The sequence below is a fragment of the Nonomuraea sp. NPDC049625 genome (assembly GCF_040675285.1).
Classification (GTDB): domain Bacteria; phylum Actinomycetota; class Actinomycetes; order Streptosporangiales; family Streptosporangiaceae; genus Nonomuraea; species Nonomuraea angiospora_A.
Map to the genome: position 1 here is coordinate 410,401 of NZ_JBFAOQ010000006.1, position 18,250 is coordinate 428,650.

General features: G+C 70.1%; 15 protein-coding genes. 5 read left to right on the forward strand and 10 right to left on the reverse strand.

The features are described 5' to 3' along the window. Positions 1-35: 35 nt before the first annotated feature. Complete coding sequence (locus AB0J87_RS27855) at positions 36-1,097, forward strand: DNA polymerase IV (RefSeq protein WP_363969740.1); 1,062 nt, start codon at positions 36-38, stop codon at positions 1,095-1,097. Here AB0J87_RS27855 and AB0J87_RS27860 read toward each other — a convergent pair. Both AB0J87_RS27860 and AB0J87_RS27865 read right to left on the reverse strand, forming a co-directional pair. Further along, positions 1,070-1,987, reverse strand: coding sequence for an endonuclease VII domain-containing protein (locus tag AB0J87_RS27860; protein WP_363969742.1), 918 nt, complete (start codon positions 1,985-1,987; stop codon positions 1,070-1,072). The two genes, AB0J87_RS27855 and AB0J87_RS27860, sit on opposite strands and share 28 nt — an antisense overlap. Before the next feature lie 116 nt (positions 1,988-2,103). Next, complete coding sequence (locus AB0J87_RS27865; RefSeq protein WP_185076845.1) at positions 2,104-2,313, reverse strand: ubiquitin-like protein Pup; 210 nt, start codon at positions 2,311-2,313, stop codon at positions 2,104-2,106. A gap of 147 nt (positions 2,314-2,460) precedes the next feature. On the opposite strand from AB0J87_RS27865, the gene AB0J87_RS27870 reads away from it, so the two are divergent. Next, positions 2,461-2,865 (forward strand): hypothetical protein, encoded by a 405-nt coding sequence (locus AB0J87_RS27870; RefSeq protein WP_350735389.1) that lies wholly within the window; start codon positions 2,461-2,463, stop codon positions 2,863-2,865. A gap of 38 nt (positions 2,866-2,903) precedes the next feature. Here the strand turns inward: AB0J87_RS27870 and dop are convergent, their stop codons facing one another. The 6 genes from dop to AB0J87_RS27900 all read right to left on the reverse strand — a co-directional run bounded on the left by dop (position 2,904) and on the right by AB0J87_RS27900 (position 12,144). Continuing rightward, a complete protein-coding gene (dop, locus tag AB0J87_RS27875) occupies positions 2,904-4,418 on the reverse strand; it encodes a depupylase/deamidase Dop (RefSeq protein ID WP_363969745.1) in 1,515 nt (504 codons plus the stop codon). Between the two features lie 86 nt (positions 4,419-4,504). After that, positions 4,505-5,584, reverse strand: coding sequence for an acyltransferase (locus AB0J87_RS27880; protein ID WP_350735385.1), 1,080 nt, complete (start codon positions 5,582-5,584; stop codon positions 4,505-4,507). A gap of 67 nt (positions 5,585-5,651) precedes the next feature. Further along, positions 5,652-6,827: a pyridoxal-phosphate dependent enzyme gene (locus AB0J87_RS27885; RefSeq protein WP_363969747.1), complete on the reverse strand. Its 1,176-nt coding sequence runs from the start codon at positions 6,825-6,827 to the stop codon at positions 5,652-5,654. A 120-nt stretch (positions 6,828-6,947) separates the two neighbouring features. Further along, the gene (hypF, locus tag AB0J87_RS27890; protein ID WP_363969749.1) at positions 6,948-9,188 is read right to left on the reverse strand and encodes a carbamoyltransferase HypF; all 2,241 of its coding nucleotides are present in this window, start codon (positions 9,186-9,188) and stop codon (positions 6,948-6,950) included. 137 nt (positions 9,189-9,325) lie between these two features. After that, positions 9,326-11,098: a proteasome ATPase gene (arc, locus tag AB0J87_RS27895; protein ID WP_363969751.1), complete on the reverse strand. Its 1,773-nt coding sequence runs from the start codon at positions 11,096-11,098 to the stop codon at positions 9,326-9,328. Positions 11,099-11,292: 194 nt separating this feature from the next. Beyond that, a complete protein-coding gene (locus AB0J87_RS27900) occupies positions 11,293-12,144 on the reverse strand; it encodes a tRNA (adenine-N1)-methyltransferase (protein ID WP_350735376.1) in 852 nt (283 codons plus the stop codon). A 55-nt stretch (positions 12,145-12,199) separates the two neighbouring features. Between AB0J87_RS27900 and AB0J87_RS27905 the strand changes: the two genes are divergently transcribed. Continuing rightward, positions 12,200-13,288 (forward strand): GNAT family N-acetyltransferase, encoded by a 1,089-nt coding sequence (locus tag AB0J87_RS27905; RefSeq protein ID WP_363969754.1) that lies wholly within the window; start codon positions 12,200-12,202, stop codon positions 13,286-13,288. Between the two features lie 147 nt (positions 13,289-13,435). Continuing rightward, positions 13,436-13,975, forward strand: a complete 540-nt coding sequence (locus tag AB0J87_RS27910; protein WP_350735370.1) for a hypothetical protein — start codon at positions 13,436-13,438, stop codon at positions 13,973-13,975. Between the two features lie 332 nt (positions 13,976-14,307). Here AB0J87_RS27910 and AB0J87_RS27915 read toward each other — a convergent pair whose 3' ends face one another. Together AB0J87_RS27915 and AB0J87_RS27920 are read right to left on the reverse strand one after the other, a co-directional pair. After that, positions 14,308-15,756, reverse strand: coding sequence for an FHA domain-containing protein (locus AB0J87_RS27915; protein ID WP_363969756.1), 1,449 nt, complete (start codon positions 15,754-15,756; stop codon positions 14,308-14,310). Positions 15,757-16,101: 345 nt separating this feature from the next. Continuing rightward, positions 16,102-17,238 (reverse strand): site-2 protease family protein, encoded by a 1,137-nt coding sequence (locus tag AB0J87_RS27920; protein WP_363969758.1) that lies wholly within the window; start codon positions 17,236-17,238, stop codon positions 16,102-16,104. Positions 17,239-17,353: 115 nt separating this feature from the next. Between AB0J87_RS27920 and AB0J87_RS27925 the strand changes: the two genes are divergently transcribed. Then, positions 17,354-18,214 carry a RecB family exonuclease gene (locus AB0J87_RS27925; protein ID WP_357742721.1) on the forward strand — a complete coding sequence of 287 codons (861 nt, stop codon included), beginning with the start codon at positions 17,354-17,356 and terminating at the stop codon, positions 18,212-18,214. Positions 18,215-18,250: the final 36 nt, after the last annotated feature.

Genomic DNA, 18,250 nt, shown 5'->3' on the forward strand with positions numbered 1-18,250 from the left:
CCGCCTCCACACCGCCTCACGACATACTGAAAACCATGAGGGACTGGATCCTCCACGTCGACCTCGACCAGTTCATCGCCGCCGTCGAGATCCTCCGCCACCCCGAACTCCGCGGCAAACCCGTCGTCGTCGGCGGCTCAGGAGACCCCACCCAACCCCGCACCGTGGCCGCCACCGCCACCTACGAAGCCCGCGAACACGGCATCCACTCCGGCATGCCACTGCGCACCGCACTCAAACGCTGCCCCGAAGCGATCTTCCTGCCCAGCGACCCACCCGCCTACGAAGCCGCCTCCGCCCACGTCATGGCCGTACTCCGCGAATTCCCCGTACGCGTCGAAATCTGGGGCTGGGACGAAGCCTTCCTCGGCGCCACCACCGACGACCCCGAAACCCTCGCCGCCACCATCCGCCAGACCGTACGCGAACGCACCCAGCTGTCCTGCTCCATCGGCATCGGCGACAACAAACATCAGGCCAAACTCGCCTCCGGCCTCGCCAAACCCGCCGGAATCTACCGCCTCACCAGCGACAACTGGGCCGAGATCATGAACGACCGCCCCACCGACGCACTCTGGGGCATCGGCGCCAAGATCTCCAAAAAACTCGCCGCCCTGGGCCTCCACACCGTCGCCCAACTCGCCGCCGCCGACCCCGCCCACCTCGCCCGCCACTTCGGCCCCACCAACGGTCCCTGGTACCGCTACCTCGCCCTCGGCAAAGGCGAAGCCGAAATCGTCACCACACCCTGGATCGCCCGCGGCCACAGCCGCGAAACCACCTTCCAGCACGACCTCACCGACGAAGCCGACATCACCCACCACGTCGCCGCCCTCGCCACCCAGGTCGCCCACGACGCCCGCGAAGCCGGCCGCGACATCACCCGGGTATCGGTCAAGGTCCGCTTCACCCCGTTCCTCACCCGAACCCGCCAGTCAAAACTCCCCGCCCCCACCACGGACCCGGCCACCATCCAGCAGGCGGCCCTCACCATCCTCGCCCGCTTCGACCTCACCCGCCCGGTCCGCCTCCTGGGCGTCGCCGTCGACTACACCCTCCCCAAAGCCGATCAGCCCACCCTCGACACCGTCGAATAGAACTCGCCCCGAAGCCGCTCCTCAGCCTCGACCAACCCCCGAAACTCCTCCTCCGAAACCTCGACCTCGTCGAACTCCTCAACGGTCGCCTCGACATAAGAAAGCGCCCGCCACACCACACCGGGATCATCCCTGAACTGCCCGATCCCCGTATTACACGGCAGACACAACGCAAACCGCACATCCCCCGTGCGATGACAATGGTCCACATGCTCGGGCGGCCGATCCCAGCACACCACACACAAACCATGCTGAGCCGAAATCATCCGCTCGACATCCTCATGCCGCACCCGATAACGCTGCGTCAGGTGATAACTCCGCGTCCGCGCCACCTCATCCGAGGCGCGCTGCCGCGGGAGGACCACGAACTCGGGCCAGAGAATCTCCCCGTCCAGATAAAGGGCAGCCAACTCCAGCAACACCAGATTGTCGCCGAAGTGGCCGAGCCCGTTGTTGCAGTTGAAACAGAGAATGCCCCGGACCTGGCCGGTCTCATGACTGTGGTCGACGAACGTGCCGGGGACGGCCCGGCAGATGGCGCAGAGCCCGCCCTGGTGGGCGAGCATGCGCTCGAAGTCGTCCTGGGTGATGCCGTAGCGGCGCTTCAGGTGGTAGTTGCGAGTGCTGCCGTGGCGCTTGATGCGATTCTCGCGCATCACGTGGTTATGACACGGCTTGCAGTAATCGGTGAGCCCGTCCTTCTGCGCCCTGTTCTTTCCGAAGTCGGCCAGTGGCTTGATCTCCGCACAACGGGGGCAGTATTTCTGCCCATCAGGCACTTCGACGCGCTCACGCACGGTCTTGCCTTGCTCTTCCCTGCGCTTGCGGTAACTCTGCGTGTGACGCCGCTGGAAACAGGCCTTGCAATATCGCGCCAGCCCATCTGCCATTCGCTTATTGCGCCCGAACTCCGAGACCTCCTTTTCTTCCCCGCAGTCCGGGCACCGCTTACACCCATCCGGCGTCTCCACCGATCCCCCCTTCTATCCGATGTCCGATTTATCCCCTATTCTCCGCCTTTCTGGACGTACGACCTGACAAATTCCTCTGCGTTCTCTTCGAGAACTTCGTCGATTTCGTCCAGAATTGCGTCGACATCGTCCGTGAGCTTCTCCTGGCGCTCCTGAACGTCCGGCGTCGCCGAGGCCTCGGTCTCCTCGACTTCGCTCTCGCGCCGACCGGCCTGCTTCTGGCCTCCGGTGTCCTTGGTTGCCATGTCCTACCTCCGGTTGGGGGACTGCCTCTAAGGCATATCTTCCCCGAACCGAGCGACATTTCGCGCCGATCGCCCAGCGATCTTGCCGGCTTGACTAGATAGCCAAACTATCCAACAATGGATCCACCTACACACGAGGAGGTTCCGATGTCCCCCGCATCCCTGAGCACGGCCGGTGTGCTCCTCATCACAGTCCCCGGGGTGGCCTTCGGCGGCGTCACCCTGTTGAAGTTCCTGATGCGTAACGTCCCCGGCTATCTGGACAACCCGGTCCGGCGTGGCCTGTGGCGGGCCGGGCACGCGCATGCGGGCGTGCTGGTGCTGTTCTCGCTGGTGGCGATGCTCTATGTGGACCAGGCGAGTCTGCCGGAGGGTGTGAAGGCCCTGACGCGGGTGTTGATCGTGGCCGCGCCGATCCTGATGCCGCTGGGTTTCTTCCTGTCGGTGGTGCGTCCGGGTGACACGAAGCCGAGCAGGTTGATCTGGCTGACGGTGGCGGGCGGGGCGTGCCTGGCGGTGGGCACGCTGACGCTGGGTGTGGGGCTGCTGTAGGAGACCGGCCCGTGCGGGCCGGTCTCGTTCAGAAGGGCTCAGTCGCCGCCGGTGAGGGCGGCGACGAGGTCGGCGGCGGTGCGGCAGCGGTCGAAGAGTTCGCCGACGTGGGCTTTGGTGCCGCGCAGTGGTTCGAGGGTGGGTACGCGCTGGAGTGATTCGCGGCCGGGGATGTCGAAGATGACGGAGTCCCAGGAGGCGGCGGCGACGGATTCGCTGTATTGGCGCAGGCAGCGGCCGCGGAAGTAGGCGCGGGTGTCGTTGGGCGGGTGTTCGACGGCGCGCTGGACTTCGTCTTCGGTGACGAGGCGTTGCATGCGTCCGCGGGCGACGAGGCGGTTGTAGAGGCCGCGGTCGGGGCGGATGTCGGAGTATTGCAGGTCGACGAGCTGGAGTCTGGGGTGGGACCAGGGCAGGCCGTCGCGGGTGCGGTAGCCCTCGAGGAGTTCGAGTTTGGCGACCCAGTCGAGTTCGCGGGAGAGCTGCATGGGGTCTTCGGCGAGCCGGGTGAGGACGGACTCCCAGCGGTCGAGGATGTCCTTGTTCATCTCCTCTTGGGCGGTGCCTCGCTCTTCGACGTATTTGCGCGCTTGTTCGAGGTATTCCATCTGGAGCTGGATGGCGGTGAGCTTGCGGCCGTCGCGCATGGCGATCTCGTAGCGGCAGGTGGGGTCGTGGGAGACGGCCCGGAGGGCTTGTACGGGGTTTTCGACGGCGAGGTCGCGGGTGAGGAAGCCTTCTTCGATCATGGCGAGGACGAGGGCGGTGGTGCCCAGCTTGAGATATGTCGAAATTTCCGACATGTTGGCGTCGCCGATGATCACGTGCAGCCGGCGGTACTTCTCGGGGTCGGCGTGCGGCTCGTCGCGGGTGTTGATGATGGGCCGCTTGAGCGTGGTCTCGAGGCCGACCTCGACCTCGAAGAAGTCGGCGCGCTGGCTGATCTGGAAGCCTTCACCGCGGGAGTCCTGGCCGATGCCGACCTTGCCGGCGCCGACGACGACCTGGCGGGAGACGAAGAAGGGGGTGAGGTGCCGGACGATGTCGGCGAAGGGGGTGGCGCGCCGCATGAGGTAGTTCTCGTGGCAGCCGTAGGAGGCGCCCTTGGCGTCGGTGTTGTTCTTGTAGAGCTGGATGGGCGCGTTGGAGGGGATGGCGGAGGCCCGGGTGGCGGCGTCGTACATGACGCGTTCGCCGGCCTTGTCCCAGATGACGGCGGCCCGGGGGTTGGTGCACTCGGGCGAGCTGTATTCGGGGTGGGCGTGGTCGACGTAGAGCCGGGCGCCGTTGGTGAGGATGACGTTGGCGAGGCCGAGGTCCTCGTCGGTGAGCTGGCTGGGGTCGGCGACCTCTCTGGCCAGGTCGAAGCCGCGCGCGTCGCGGAGTGGGTTCTCCTCTTCGAAGTCCCACCGGGCCCTGCGCGCCCGGGCCGCCGAGGCGGCCAGGTAGGCGTTCACGACCTGTGAGGAGGTCACCATCGCGTTGGCGCCTGGCTGGCCGGGTACGGAGATGCCGTACTCGGTCTCGATGCCCATCACCCGACGCACCGTCATGCAACACCCTCTGTTCGTCCGGATCTGCCTATCCGCCGTTTATATGCCCGAGCCTATGCCCTTCACAGTGCCCCAGGGTCACAGAGTTATGGCACCGACGCCTTTTCAACCTGTACGGCCGGAGCTGACGGGGTTTGCGTGGGTCTGCGGGGCTTGAGTAGCCGCTGGATGGGCCGTTCGGCAAAGGAGTACACGAGATACGACAGCACCACGGCCGTCAGGACGGTCGTGGTGGCGATGGCCCAGGGGGGCATGTGGCCGGTGAGCGCTGGGATGAGGGCCACCGCGACAACGCCATGGAACAGGTAAAGCGGGTATGTGATGCCGCCGAGCGCGGTGAGCGTCCTGGACGGTTTGAGGCGGATCAGCCCGAGGGCGGCGACGGCCATCACGGCGAAGATCAGCGTGATGGTGATGATCACGCTGACGTCGGTGACCGGCATGTTCTTGAACCCGACGTTGTCGACGCGCCGGTGGACCCGGTCGAGCGCGGAGCCGATCGACAGGGCGTACGCGCCGGCCACGTAGAGCCATGGGAGCCAGGCGCTGCCGTGTTTGTGGATGAGGTAGAGGGACATGCCGGCGATGAAGTAGGGCGCGTAGTCGGGCATGACGATCTCGTTGACGATCTCGTTGCCGAGCAGGTCGGCGCCGAAGGCGGCCACCAGCCAGACGCCGGAGAAGATCAGGACGCGCCCGTACGTGACCCCGATGATCACGAGGATGACCATCAGCAGGTAGAAGCGGAGCTCCGCCCACAGCGACCAGTAGACCTGGCTGGCGTCGGTGACCTTGAACAACCGCTGGAACATGGTGGCGTTCACCAGGTAGTCGCCTGGTGAAAGTTTTGGGTCCAGTGCCTTGGCGCCGGTGAGCCCGTAGAGCGCCGCGGTGGCGACGAGACTGAGCCAGTACGCGGGATAAAGGCGGACGAACCTGGACTGGGCGAACCCGCCGAGGCCGCGCCCCCACACGGTCATGAGGATGACGAACCCGCTGATGATGAAGAACAGCTCGACACCGAGGATGCCTAACCCCGCGAAGGGCGCCAGCGGCGGGAACAGCGCGGCGGGCCTGGCCCCCCAGACGGACGCGTACGCCACCAGGTAGTGGAAGGCGACGACGGCCAGGGCGGCGATGAAGCGCAGGAGGTCGAGCTCGGCCAACCGGCCGTCCCCCCGAGCATGCTTGGGCCGGTTAGGTGCGTGCACGCCCTTTTTGACGTCACCTGGATCACTTTGGTTCCACGGGGCCCTCCGTTCCCACGACCAGCGGGCGGGAGGCGTCGTCGAGCGCGAGCGCGTCGCGGGCCGCGGGCGTGAGGGCGAGCAGGCCGGCGGCTCCGGCGGCGCCGCACTCGGACAGGTGGACGCCGTGGCCGGCCAGGAGGCGGGCGGCGTCGGCCGCCTGGTCGTCGGTGATCGTCATGTAGAGGTCGGCGAGGTGGTGGAGGAGCTGGAAAGCGATGACGGAGGGTTCCGGGCAGTCGAGGCGGCCGAGGATGGTGCGGCCGCCCTGGACGCGTACGGGCTCGCCGGCCCGGGCGCTTTCGAGCAGGCAGGGCGCGCCTTCCGGCTCGACCACGACGATCTTGGGCTGCTCGCCCCAGCGGTCGCGCACGTACGCGGCGCCGGCGGCGGCGAGCCCGCCGACGCCCGCCTGGAGGAACACGTGGGTGGGCGCGCCCGCGGCCCCGTGGGGCGTGCTGTGGCCGCCGGTCACGGCCGAGGAGCCGTTGAGCCTGCCCGAGTACGCCTCGAGGCCGGCGCGCGCTCCTGGGGCCGCGGCGGGGCCGCCGGTGCGCGCGGTCTGCGCGGGGAAGGCGGGCAGGGCGCCCGGGTCGGCGAGTTCGTCGAACAGGACGGTGTAGCCGCGCATGACGTCGAGCGGGATGCCGGTGTAGCCGTTCCAGGAGCTGTCGGCGACGAGCCGCCAGCCGTTCCGCTCGGCGGCCTGGATCGCGGCGGCCATGCTGGCCTCGTAGTCCTCGCCGCTGCGCCGCACCTCGGCGCCGAGTCCGCGCAGCCGCTGCGCGAACGCCTCGGGGACGCCTTCGCTGAGGTACACGACGCAGTCCACGCCGACCTCGGCGGCGCCGGAGGCGACGGAGATGCCGTGGTTGCCCGCGCTGGCGCACACGAACGGCGTGCCGCCGCCCTCGTGCTCGGCGAGCAGGTGGACGGCGTACGCGCCCCCGAGCGCCTTGAAGCTGCCCAGCCCCATGCGCCCGCTCTCGTCCTTGATGTGGACGGCTTCGGTTCCGGCCAGGTCCGGGATGGTGCGGACCGGCGTGGGCCGGTAGGAGGGGTGCCGGGCGAAGTGGGCGCGGGCCTGGCGGGCGTGCTCGGTCCCGATGAGCGCGCGGTCGTGCGCGGTGTACGGGGCGCGGGCGGGGTTGAGGTACTCCATGATCGCCATGCTAGGGCGACCGGCCGCTCTCCCCCGGCCCGCCACTCCGCCGCGAGGAGAGCCCGAAGAGAGCCCGAAGAGAGCACGGTGAGGGCACCGTGAGGGCACGGTTACGGGTGGTCAGACGCGGTCGCGGGCGGCGGCGACGGCGGCCTGGCCGAGGCTGACGCCGCCGTCGCCGGGCGGCACGCGCACGTGCTTGAGCACCCGGAACCCGGCCGCGCACAGCCGGGCCACGGTGGCCTCCAGCAGCAGCGCGTTCTGGAACATCCCGCCCGACAGCGCCACCGCGGTCAGCCCGGTGGCGTGGCGGAGGGTGTCGCAGGCGCGGGTGACGGCGTCGGCGAGGCCGTTGTGGAAGCGGCCGGCGATCGCGCGGGTGCAGGCTCCCGCGGCCAGGTCCGCGGCGGCGGCGCGGACGAGGTCGGCGCCCTCCACGACGAGCAGGTCGCCGTGGGTGATCCCGGCCTCGTACGTGCCGCGCTCGGCGGGGTCGGCGTGCTGTTCGAGCTCGACGACGGCCTGCCCCGCGTACGTGATCTTGTCGCGGACGCCGAGCAGCGCCGCGACGGCGTCGAAGAGGCGGGCCGCGCTGGAGGTCAGCGGGGAGCCGGGGGCGAGCCGGAGGGCGTCGGCCCAGGGGTTGCGGCGGGCCACGTCGAGGCCGGGGTGGTCGTCGCCGAGGTAGGCGGCGGTCATGCGCCAGGGCTGCCGCACGGCGGCGCTCCCGCCCGGCATGGGGACCTGGGCGAGGTGGCCGAGGCGTTCGAAGGAGGTCAGGTCGGCGCGCAGGAACTCGCCGCCCCACAGGGTGCCGTCGGGGCCGTGGCCGAGCCCGTCGAGGGCCACGCCGAGCACGGGCCCGGGGTCGCCGTTGTCGGCCAGGCAGGAGGCGATGTGGGCGTGGTGGTGCTGGACGCCGAGGAGTTCGACGCCGTGGATCTCCATGGCGTGCCGGGTGGACAGGTAGCCGGGGTGCAGGTCGTGCGCCACGACCTCGGGCCGGATGCCGAACAGGCCGCAGAAGTGGTCGATGCTCTCGACGAACGACCGGAGCGTCTCGTGGTTCTCCAGGGTGCCGATGTGCTGGGAGACGAACGCGCGCCGTCCTTCGGCCAGGCAGAAGGTGCTCTTCAGCTCGGCGCCGCAGGCGAGCACGGGCCGGGGCGCGGGCCAGCGCATCGCGAGCGGTTCGGGCGCGTAGCCGCGGGCCCGGCGCAGCACGGTCACCTCGCCCGCCATGGGGCGCACGACCGAGTCGTCGGCGCGTACGTGGATGGGGCGGTCGTGGATGAGGAAGGCGTCGGCGATGCCGCTCAGGCGGGTCAGCGCGTCGTCGTCCTCGTAGGCGATGGGCTCGCCGGAGACGTTGCCGCCGGTGAGGACCATGGGTTCGGCGAGCTCGGCGAGCAGGAGGTGGTGCAGGGCCGTGTAGGGCAGCATGAGGCCGAGGCTGCGGGTGGCGGGCGCCACGGAGGCGGCGACGGGGGCGCCGGGCAGGCGGGGCAGCAGCACGATGGGCCGCGCGCGGCCGGTGAGCAGCTCGGCGGCGTGCTCGTCGATCTCGCACAGCCGCCGCGCCTGCGCCAGGTCGGCCGTCATGACGGCGAACGGCTGCTCCTCCCGGTGCTTGCGGCCGCGCAGCGCCGCGGCGGCCCGCTCGTCGGCGGCGGGCACGGCGAGGTGGAAGCCGCCGAGGCCCTTGACGGCGACGACGCGCCCGGCGCGCAGCAGGGTGACGGCGCCGGCGATGGGGTCGCCGCACAGCTCGGTGCCGCGGGCGTCGCGCAGCCGCAGCCGGGGCCCGCAGGCGGGGCAGCAGGTGGGCTGGGCGTGGTGGCGGCGGTTGCCGGGGTCGTGGTACTCGGCCGCGCACGCCTGGCACATGCCGAAGCCGGCCATGGTGGTCAGGGGCCGGTCGTACGGGACGCCGCGCACGATCGTGAAGCGGGGGCCGCAGTTGGCGCAGTTGATGAACGGGTAGCCGTGGCGGCGGTCGGCGGGATCGGCCAGCTCGCGCAGGCAGTCGTCGCAGGTGGCGCCGTCGGCGCGGACGAGGGGCCGCAGCGGGCCCGACGGGAGGCCGGCGGCGATGGTGAAGCCGTTGTGGCCGGTGGGGCGGGCGCTGACGACGGTGACGCGTTCGATCTCGGACAGGGCGGGCGCGTCGCGTTCGAGCGCGGTCAGGAACTCCTCGACGCCGGCCAGGGCGCCTTCGACCTCGATGTGCACTCCGTCGACGTCGTTGTGCACCCGCCCGGCCAGACCCAGCCGGCGGGCGAGCGAGTGCACGAAGGGGCGGAAGCCGACGCCCTGGACGACGCCTTCGACGTGCACGTCTACTCGTTTGAGCGTGGTCATCAGCCCAGTGTGCGCCTGATCGGGGCGGCGTGCATGCGTATCGGCCGTGTCGCATCCGGCGTCCTCGCCGGGGTCGCCGCGGCGGGGCGCGGACATGCGAACGGGAGGGCCGCGGCGGGCCCTCCCGTTCGGGGGTTCTACAGGTACTGGCCGGTGTTGGCGACGGTGTCGATGGACCGGCCGGCTTCGGTGCCCTGCTTGCCGGAGACGAGCGTGCGGATGTAGACGATCCGCTCACCCTTCTTGCCGGAGATGCGGGCCCAGTCGTCGGGGTTGGTGGTGTTGGGCAGGTCCTCGTTCTCGGAGAACTCGTCCACGCAGGCCGTGAGCAGGTGCTGCACCCGCAGGCCCTTCTGGCCGGTTTCGAGGAACTGCTTGATGGCCATCTTCTTGCCACGGTCGACGATGTTCTGGATCATCGCGCCGGAGTTGAAGTCCTTGAAGTAGAGGACTTCCTTGTCGCCGTTGGCGTAGGTCACCTCGAGGAAGCGGTTTTCCTCGCTCTCGGTGTACATGCGCTCGACGACGCTCTGGATCATGCCCTGGATGGTGCCCTCGCGGGACTCGGCGTGCTCCGTCAGGTCGTCCGGGTGCAGCGGCAGGTCGGCGATGAGGTACTTGGAGAAGATGTCCTTGGCCGCCTCGGCGTCCGGCCGCTCGATCTTGATCTTGACGTCCAGGCGGCCGGGCCGCAGGATCGCCGGGTCGATCATGTCCTCGCGGTTGGAGGCGCCGATGACGATGACGTTCTCCAGGCCCTCGACGCCGTCGATCTCCGACAGCAGCTGAGGGACGATGGTGTTCTCCACGTCGGAGGACACGCCGGAGCCTCGGGTGCGGAAGATCGAGTCCATCTCGTCGAAGAACACGATCACCGGGGTGCCCTCGGAGGCCTTCTCACGGGCCCGCTGGAAGACCAGGCGGATGTGCCGCTCGGTCTCGCCGACGTACTTGTTGAGCAGCTCGGGGCCCTTGATGTTGAGGAAGAAGCTCTTGCCGGACTGGCCGGTCTTCTCCGCGACCTGCTTGGCCAGGGAGTTGGCGACCGCCTTGGCGATGAGCGTCTTGCCGCATCCGGGCGGCCCGTACAGCAGCACGCCCTTGGGGGGCCGGAGCTTGTGCTCGCGGAACAGGTCGGCGTGCAGGTAGGGCAGCTCGATGGCGTCCCTGATCTGCTCGATCTGCCTGCCGAGGCCGCCGATCTCCTCGTAGGAGATGTCGGGGACCTCCTCGAGGACGAGCTCTTCGACTTCGGACTTGGGAATGCGCTCGTAGACGTAGCCGGAGCGCGGCTCGAGCAGGAGCGAGTCGCCGGCCCTGATGGGCTGGCCGACCAGCGACTCGGCCAGTCGCACGACGCGCTCTTCGTCGGCGTGCGAGATGACCAGGGCCCGCTTGCCCTCGTCGAGCAGCTCTTTCAGCATGACGATCTCGCCGACCTCTTCGTAGCCGAGAGCTTCGACCACGTTGAGCGCTTCGTTGAGCATGACCTCCTGGCCACGCCGCAGCGAGTCGATGTCGACGGCAGGGCTGACGTTCACCCGGAGCTTGCGGCCGCCGGTGAACACCTCGATGGTGCCGTCTTCTCTGGCCTCGAGGAAGGTGCCGAAACCGGATGGCGGCTGCGCCAGCCGGTCGACCTCCTCCTTGAGGGCGACGATTTGGTCCCGGGCCTCCTTCAGTGTGGCGACCAGGCGTTCGTTCTGGCCGGTCACGGCCGCGAGATTCGCCTGCGCCTCATGAAGACGCTCTTCGAGGACCCTGGCCTGACGGGGTGACTCGGCCAGCTTCCGCCTCAGCGCGGTGATCTCCTCCTGGAGGAAGGAGACCTGTGTTGAAAGATCAGCGACCTCCCGTTCGCGCTGCGCGGCTCGAGCCTCAGCATCATCGCGAGCTGCCACGCCCGTCACCTCCTTCCCAGTCGAGGGCGACTACTTAGGACCTTACCTATCTCGGGCCCCTCCGTAACCTGGCCGGGCAGTGTTCGTAGAGTGACATTCAGTATTCGGTGAATAATCCTCAATAGTGCGTTTAATACTCCCAGCACCTGCACACGGGAATCTGTTCCCGTGTCACGCACCAACGCACCCTCGTGGCCAAATTGTCATAGTTCCTCGGTGGTCCCCTTCGGTCGACGGCGTCTCGGCGGGGGCGTCACTCCGTCCGCCATGCGGCGGGCGGTGACCAGGAATCCCGTGTGACCGATCATCCGATGATCCGGTCTCACCGCGAGCCCTTCGACGTGCCAGTCGCGAACCAGGGTCTCCCACGCATGCGGCTCCGTGAAACACCCGTGATCGCGAATCATCTCGACCGTCTTGGACAACTGCGTGGTCGTGGCGACATAACAGCAGATCACGCCACCCGGGGTGAGCGCCTTGGCGGCGGCGTCGACGCACTCCCACGGGGCGAGCATGTCGAGGATCACCCGGTCGACGTCGCTCTCGTCGATGGAGGCGACCAGGTCGCCGACGACCAGGCGCCAGTTGTCGTCCATGGGGCCGCCGAAGAACTTCTCCACGTTCTTACTCGCCACGTCGGCGAACTCCTGGCGCCGCTCGTACGAGGTGACATGCCCGTCGGGGCCGACGGCCCGCAGCAGGAAGCACGTCAGCGCGCCGGAGCCGACGCCGGCCTCGATCACCCGCGCGCCCGGGAAGATGTCGGCCATGCCGACGATCATCGAGGCGTCCTTGGGGTAGATGACGGCCGCGCCGCGCGGCATGGCCAGCGTGTAGTCCTGCAGCAGGTGGCGGAAGGCGAGGTACTGGGTGCCCCCCGAGGAGCGCACGACGGAGCCTTCAGGCTGCCCGATCAGGTCGCTGTGCGGGATGGCGCCCTTGTGGGTGTGGAAGACGCCGTCCTCCTTGAGCGTGATCGTGTGGCGTTTGTTCTTGGGGTCGGTGAGCTGCACCTGATCCCCCGCCTGGAAAGGCCCATGCCTGCGGAAACCCATGGCCGCAAGGTTATAGGGCTTTCGAGTGCGTCCGGACGCACGGTATCTATGGGGGATGCTTCCGCGCGACGTGATCTCCACCGGTCCCCTGATTCTCCGGCCTCCCGCGGAGGAGGACGTCGAGGCGATCGTGAAAGTGTGCAACGACCCGGTGACCGCCCGGTTCCTGCCGGCGTTGCCGTCGCCGTACCGGATGGAGGACGCGCACGGCTTCCTGGAGAAGGCGGCGGCGAAGTGGGCGGACGGCGGCGCGGAGTTCGTGATCACGCAGGACGGCGGCTACGTGGGCGCCATCGGGATCGTGCGGCCCGATCAGTGGGGCGTGGCCTCGATCGGCTACATGGTGGCGCCGTGGGCCCGGGGCAGGAGCGTCGCGGCGACGGCGGCCAGGGCGGTCACCGACTGGCTGTTCGACCACGGGGTGCGCAGGGTCGAGCTGCAGGCCGCGGTGGAGAACGTGGCGAGCCTGCGGGTGGCCGTCAAGGCGGGCTTCCTCGAGGAGGGGCGCCGGCGGGACGCCAAGCGGCTGCGCGACGGCCGCTACGTCGACATGGTCACCTTCGCCCGGCTGGCGGAGGACGCGGCGACGACGGAGCCGTACCTGCCGTTCTTCGCGGACGGGGAGCTGTGCGACGGCGTGGTGCGGCTGGTGCCGCTGGCCGTGGAGGACGCCGGCGACTTCCACCGGATGCTGGCCGACCCGACCGTGGCGGCCTATCACTTCGGGCCGATGGGCACGCTGGAGGAGCACGAGCGGCGCTGCCGCTACACCGGCTACTGGTGGGTGTCGGGGCAGCGGATCGAGCTGGCCGTCAGGGACGCGGCGTCGGGGGCGTTCGCCGGACATATCCAGCTGGCACACGTCGTCCCTTCGCTGGGGCAGGCCATGGTGGGCTACTCGCTGGTGCCCGGGTTCCGGGGCAAGGGGTTCATGACGCGGGCGGTCAGGCTGCTGGTGGGCTGGGCGTTCGCGAACACGGCGCTGCACCGGATCGTGGCCGGCACCGACCCGGGCAACGCGGCCTCGCACGCGGTGCTGGAGCGGGCCGGGTTCAGCCGGGAGGGCGTGCACCGGGGGCTGTTCGTCAAGGCGGACGGGACGCGGGCGGACGACCTGGCGTGGTCGGTGCTGCGTCCCACGTGACGCGTGCGGACCGGGAGGGGGCAGAAATCCCGATTTCCTGTTGAGGGCTAGTCAGGAGCCGCGTCGGGGGTGATAGTCAGGGCACCCGCACTTCAGTTTCGCGCGATCGGGCCGCGCGATCTCTCCTCCCCCCGAGGGACCACCGCGATGTCATACAACCATGCCGATGCCGCCATGCGTGAACTCATCGCCTCGTTCTCCTGCCTGGAGGCCGTCGACCTGCTCGACCGGCTGGCGCGTACCGCCGCCGCCGTCACGGGCACGGCCTACGCGGGATTCGTGCGCGTGGACGCCCTGCGGCTGGAGGCCGACGCGATCCACACGCACGCCCCTCCCGGCGATCCCCAGCGCGTGCGCCGGTGGCTGGCCGAGTCGGGGGTGCTGAAGGAGCTGGCGACCGTGCCGGCGACGGTCCGGCTGGCGCGCGACGCGGCGGTGGGCGAGCCGGGCTTCCTGGCCACTCCCCTGCCGCTGGCGACGCGGGACCACACGTTCGTGTGGGTCGCCGGGCGGGGGTTCGGCGACGGGGACGAGCACCTGCTGAGCCGCTTCTCGACCGCCGCAGGGCGGGCGCTGGAGGCGGCGAGCGGGCTGGAGGCCGCGGTACGGCTGTTGCGCGGGGTACGGGCGTTCTGCCCGGCCCAGCCGCCGAACCTCCCCGTTGGAGGCGACCGGATCCCGGGGTAAGGGACGACCGGTTGCCTGCCCGGATCGGCCGGATAATGGCCGCTTCCCGCCCGCCCCATTTGTCCGAAGATTTTGCGGATATTTGACCATTTATCAATAAATCATGGGGCTTTGGCTCTCCGTGAGAATGCTCGACGGACCGCGTCCAGGGCGGACGGCGCCGTAGCCCTCGCCCGTCGCAGGCGACGCCGCGCTCTCCCGGGGCGGCCGTATGTCGCGATGCACCGGTACGAGCCGGGGCAGCTCACCGCCCCCGAGCTCCTGGCGTCCTGAGCGGCGTACGAGAACGCCCGCGGCCCCGGGACGGGGACGCGGGCGTTCCGGCGGCCGGGTTATCCCCGGTGCGCCTCGAAGCGGAGCGTGCGGGAGACGCCGACCCGGACCGTCGTCCCGGGCGCGATGGTGACCGGCTCGTTCGGCGGGATGTCGTAGAAGTTGGGGTCACCGGGCGGCTGGATCTGGGTGCCGTTGACCGAGCCCAGGTCGACCAGGTTGACGTCCCACCCGTCGAGCGCCACCCGCAGGTGGCGGCGCGACACCGAGCCGTCCGGGCTGGTCACCTTGGCGGGCCTGGCGGTGCCGCCGGCCACCTCGGGCGCCCGCTCGGGGTCGCGGCCCAGCAGGTAGTCGCTCTCCAGCGGCAGCGCGGTGCCGTCGTCGAGGATGAGCACCCCGAGCGACGGGCGCGGCCCCTTGTAGGGGACGAGCGTGCGCTGCACCAGCGCGATGCCGCAGACCGCGCAGTAGGGCGAGCGCGGGTCGTTGAAGTGGTCGTTCTTGCAGTCGACGCCGTAGACCAGGGGGCGGTCGCCGTGGTCCTGCTGCTGCTGATCCTGCGGCGGCTGGCCCGGATGGTCGAAGTGGTCGGGCGGGCCGAGCAGGGGCGGCGCGGGCTGGTCGAAGTGGTCGGACGGGCCCAGGTGCTGCGGCATGGGCTGGTCGGCCACGCCGTTGCCGGGGGGCGGCTCGTCGTAGGAGGGGAACTGCTGCGGCTCCGGCAGGGGCGGCGGCTGATCCTGCGGCGGCGCGAAGAAGGGGGCCGGCTGCTCCTGCGGCGTGTGGTAGGGCGGCGGGTCCTGGGGCGGGACGTACGGGGGCTGGTCCTGGGGCGAGAGGTACGACGGCTGCTCCACCGGCGCGGGCTGCGGGCCCGACGGCGGCCCCGGCACGACCGGCGGCTGGTCGGCCAGCGGGTACGGTGGCCGCTCCACCGGCGCGGGAGGCTGCTGGACCAGGTCGGCCTCGAGATGGAAGGCCGTGGCGGGCATCTCGCTGGTGAGCGGCCTGGACGGGGCGGGCGCCGAGGACCGCTCGGTGAGGTCGCCCACGAGGCCGCCGCCGTGCACCACGCCGCCGTCGAAGCGGACCGCGGGGTGCGGGGTGCCGGCGCCGGGCAGGCTCAGCTCGACCCGCTCGACGGGCCCGGTGACGAGCCGGTCGGCCCACGTCAGCGAGTCGCTGCCGGCCAGCCGCGTCTCACCGCCCGGGGTGCCGATGACGGCCGCGGCCGAGCCGCTGACCAGGACGGCCACGCCTTCTCCGACCCGGCCCGCGACGGCGCAGGTGGCCGGGTCGCCGGCCATGTTGGCCGCGAGCACCTGAGCGGCGCGGCGGGCCAGCGCCCTGCCGTCGCCACCGGACGCGGCCGTCTCGCGCAGCGCGTCGAGCAGGTCGTCGGCCGCGGCCTCGCCGGCGTCGCACACCAGCAGCAGCCCGCCCGCGTAGGCGACAAGCCCGTTACCGGGAAGCGGACGCACCACTCCGAAGCCTTGGTCGGTCATGCGTCCTCCCTCATGACGACGGCGCTGCGCTGCTCATCGGTGCCCTCGCTGCGCTCGGTCACTCGTGTCTCCTCCCCGGAAGCCGGCGAAATTACGGCACCCGCACTGCCGTGCTGGCCACCAGCCATACGCATACCCAGACGAAGGGGCCGTGCCGCGGCCACGTCGTCTCGATTCGGTGAACCGATGGACTGCGGCAAACCCCTCAACTGTGCAAGTCTGGCCAAACAGAACACTATCGGCCAGTCGTCACATCGCAGTAACCGGCCGGAGTCGGCTCCGGACCGCCCGAAACTGCTGGACACGACCCTATCCATGGCCCGCCGCTTAAACGAGTGGGACAAATCAGACGCCCGTGAAAACCCGGTTCACGTCGGCCGTGGCGAGCACCCCGTAGATCTCGCCGCCCCGTTCCACCAGGAGGTACTCGCTGCCCGGGGCCTCGCGCATGGCGTCGATGAGCGGCTCCCCGGTCAGGTCGGCCGCGAGCACCATGGTGGGCTCCAGGGACTTGGCGACCGAGCCGACGCTCACCCAGGGGCGGCGGTGTTCGGGGGTGGCCTGGACGGCGGCCTCGTTCACGATGGCCAGGGGCTCGCCGTCGTGGCCGATCACGACGAGGGCGCCCGCGTTGCGCTCGGCGGCCTGCCGCAGCGCCTCCGACAGCGGCGTCTCGGCGGTCACCGGGATCGCCCTGCGCGCCAGCGCGCGGGCGTTGACCTGCGGGATCCTGGCGCGGATCTTGGCCACGCGCAGCGACTGGCTCGCGCCGAGCCAGATGAACGACGCCAGCACGAACGGCCACAGCAGGTCCAGCGGGTCGGTCACCTGGCCGCTCTGCAGGGCCGTGGCGATCGAGAACACGACGAGCAGCACGGCCAGCACGCGGCCGCCCCAGGCGGCGACGATGGTGCCGGAGCTGGGGTTCTTGGTCAGCTTCCAGACTCCGGCGCGCAGCATCCGGCCGCCGTCCAGGGGCAGGCCGGGCAGCAGGTTGAACACGCCGACGATGAGGTTGGCGACCCACAGCCACCAGACGAGCACCTCGACGATGCCGCCGCCGTTGATCACGTAGACGTCGGCGGCCAGGCCGAGCCCGGCCAGGCCCAGCGACAGCGCCGGCCCCGCGGCGGCGACCAGGAACTCCTTGGCCGGCGTGGGCGGCTCCTTCTCGATCTCCGACACGCCGCCGAGCAGGTAGAGGGTGATCCTGCGCACCGGCAGGCCGTAGAACTTGGCCAGCACGCTGTGGGCCAGCTCGTGCAGCAGCACCGACACGTACAGCAGCACCGCGAACACGAACGCGACCGCGTAGGCGGCCGCGCTGTCGAGCTCGGGCAGCATGTTGGTCACCCGGCGCCCGAACACCCAGGTGATGACCGCCGCCACGATGAACCATGTCCATGAGACATACACCGGAATGCCGAACGGCTTCCCCATCCGAAGGCCGGAGAACTCCTGCCGCGGGCTCTGCTCGCTCACCGCACTCCTTGAACGTCCATTACGTGCTGTTGCTGCCTTGATGCTACGCGCCGGATCGGGTGATCATCGTGGCGCGAGGGCTATTCTGTCGGGGTCTTGACCTAGAGTGCGGTGCATGACGTTGACCGAACCGGAGATCATCGGAGCTCTCTCCCCGTCCCGGGCGGGCGATTTCATGACCTGTCCGCTGCTCTACCGCTTCCGGGTGATCGACCAGCTCCCCGAGAAGCCTTCGCAGGCGGCGGTGCGCGGCACGGTGGTGCACGCGGTCCTGGAGCGCCTCTACGACCTCCCGGCGCCGCGGCGCTCGGTCCAGGCGGCGCTGGAGCTCCTGGAGCCGCAGTGGCAGCGGCTGCTGGACGAGGACGCGCAGTACGCGCAGATGTTCGCCGACGAGGCCGAGCAGGCCGAGTGGCTGGTCCAGGCGCGCGGCATGCTGGAGCGCTACTTCACGCTGGAGGACCCGACGCGGCTGGAGCCCGCCGAGCGCGAGCTCTACGTGGAGGCGGTCCTCGACGGGGGGCTCATGCTGCGCGGCTACGTCGACCGGCTCGACGTGGCGCCGACCGGCGAGGTCCGGGTGGTCGACTACAAGACGGGCAGCGCGCCGGGCCCCGACTTCGAGGCCAAGGCGCTGTTCCAGATGAAGTTCTACGCCCTGGTGCTGTGGCGGCTGCGCGGCCAGGTGCCTCGGCTGCTGCAGCTGGTCTATCTGGGCGGGCAGGGCGAGGTGCTGCGCTACGCCCCGGACGAGGCCGACCTGCTGGCCACCGAGCGCAAGGTGATGGCGCTGTGGACGGCGATCGAGCGGTCGCTGGAGTCCGGCGAGTGGCGGGCCCGCCGCAGCCGCCTGTGCGACTGGTGCGACCACCAGGCCCTGTGCCCGGAGTTCGGCGGCACACCCCCACCGATCCCGGCCCGCCAACCGGGCGACACCACCCGCAGCCACCGCCGCGCCGCCACCGACGAACTTTGACCCACCCCGCGCACCCGTTGCGCCGGGGCGGCGCGG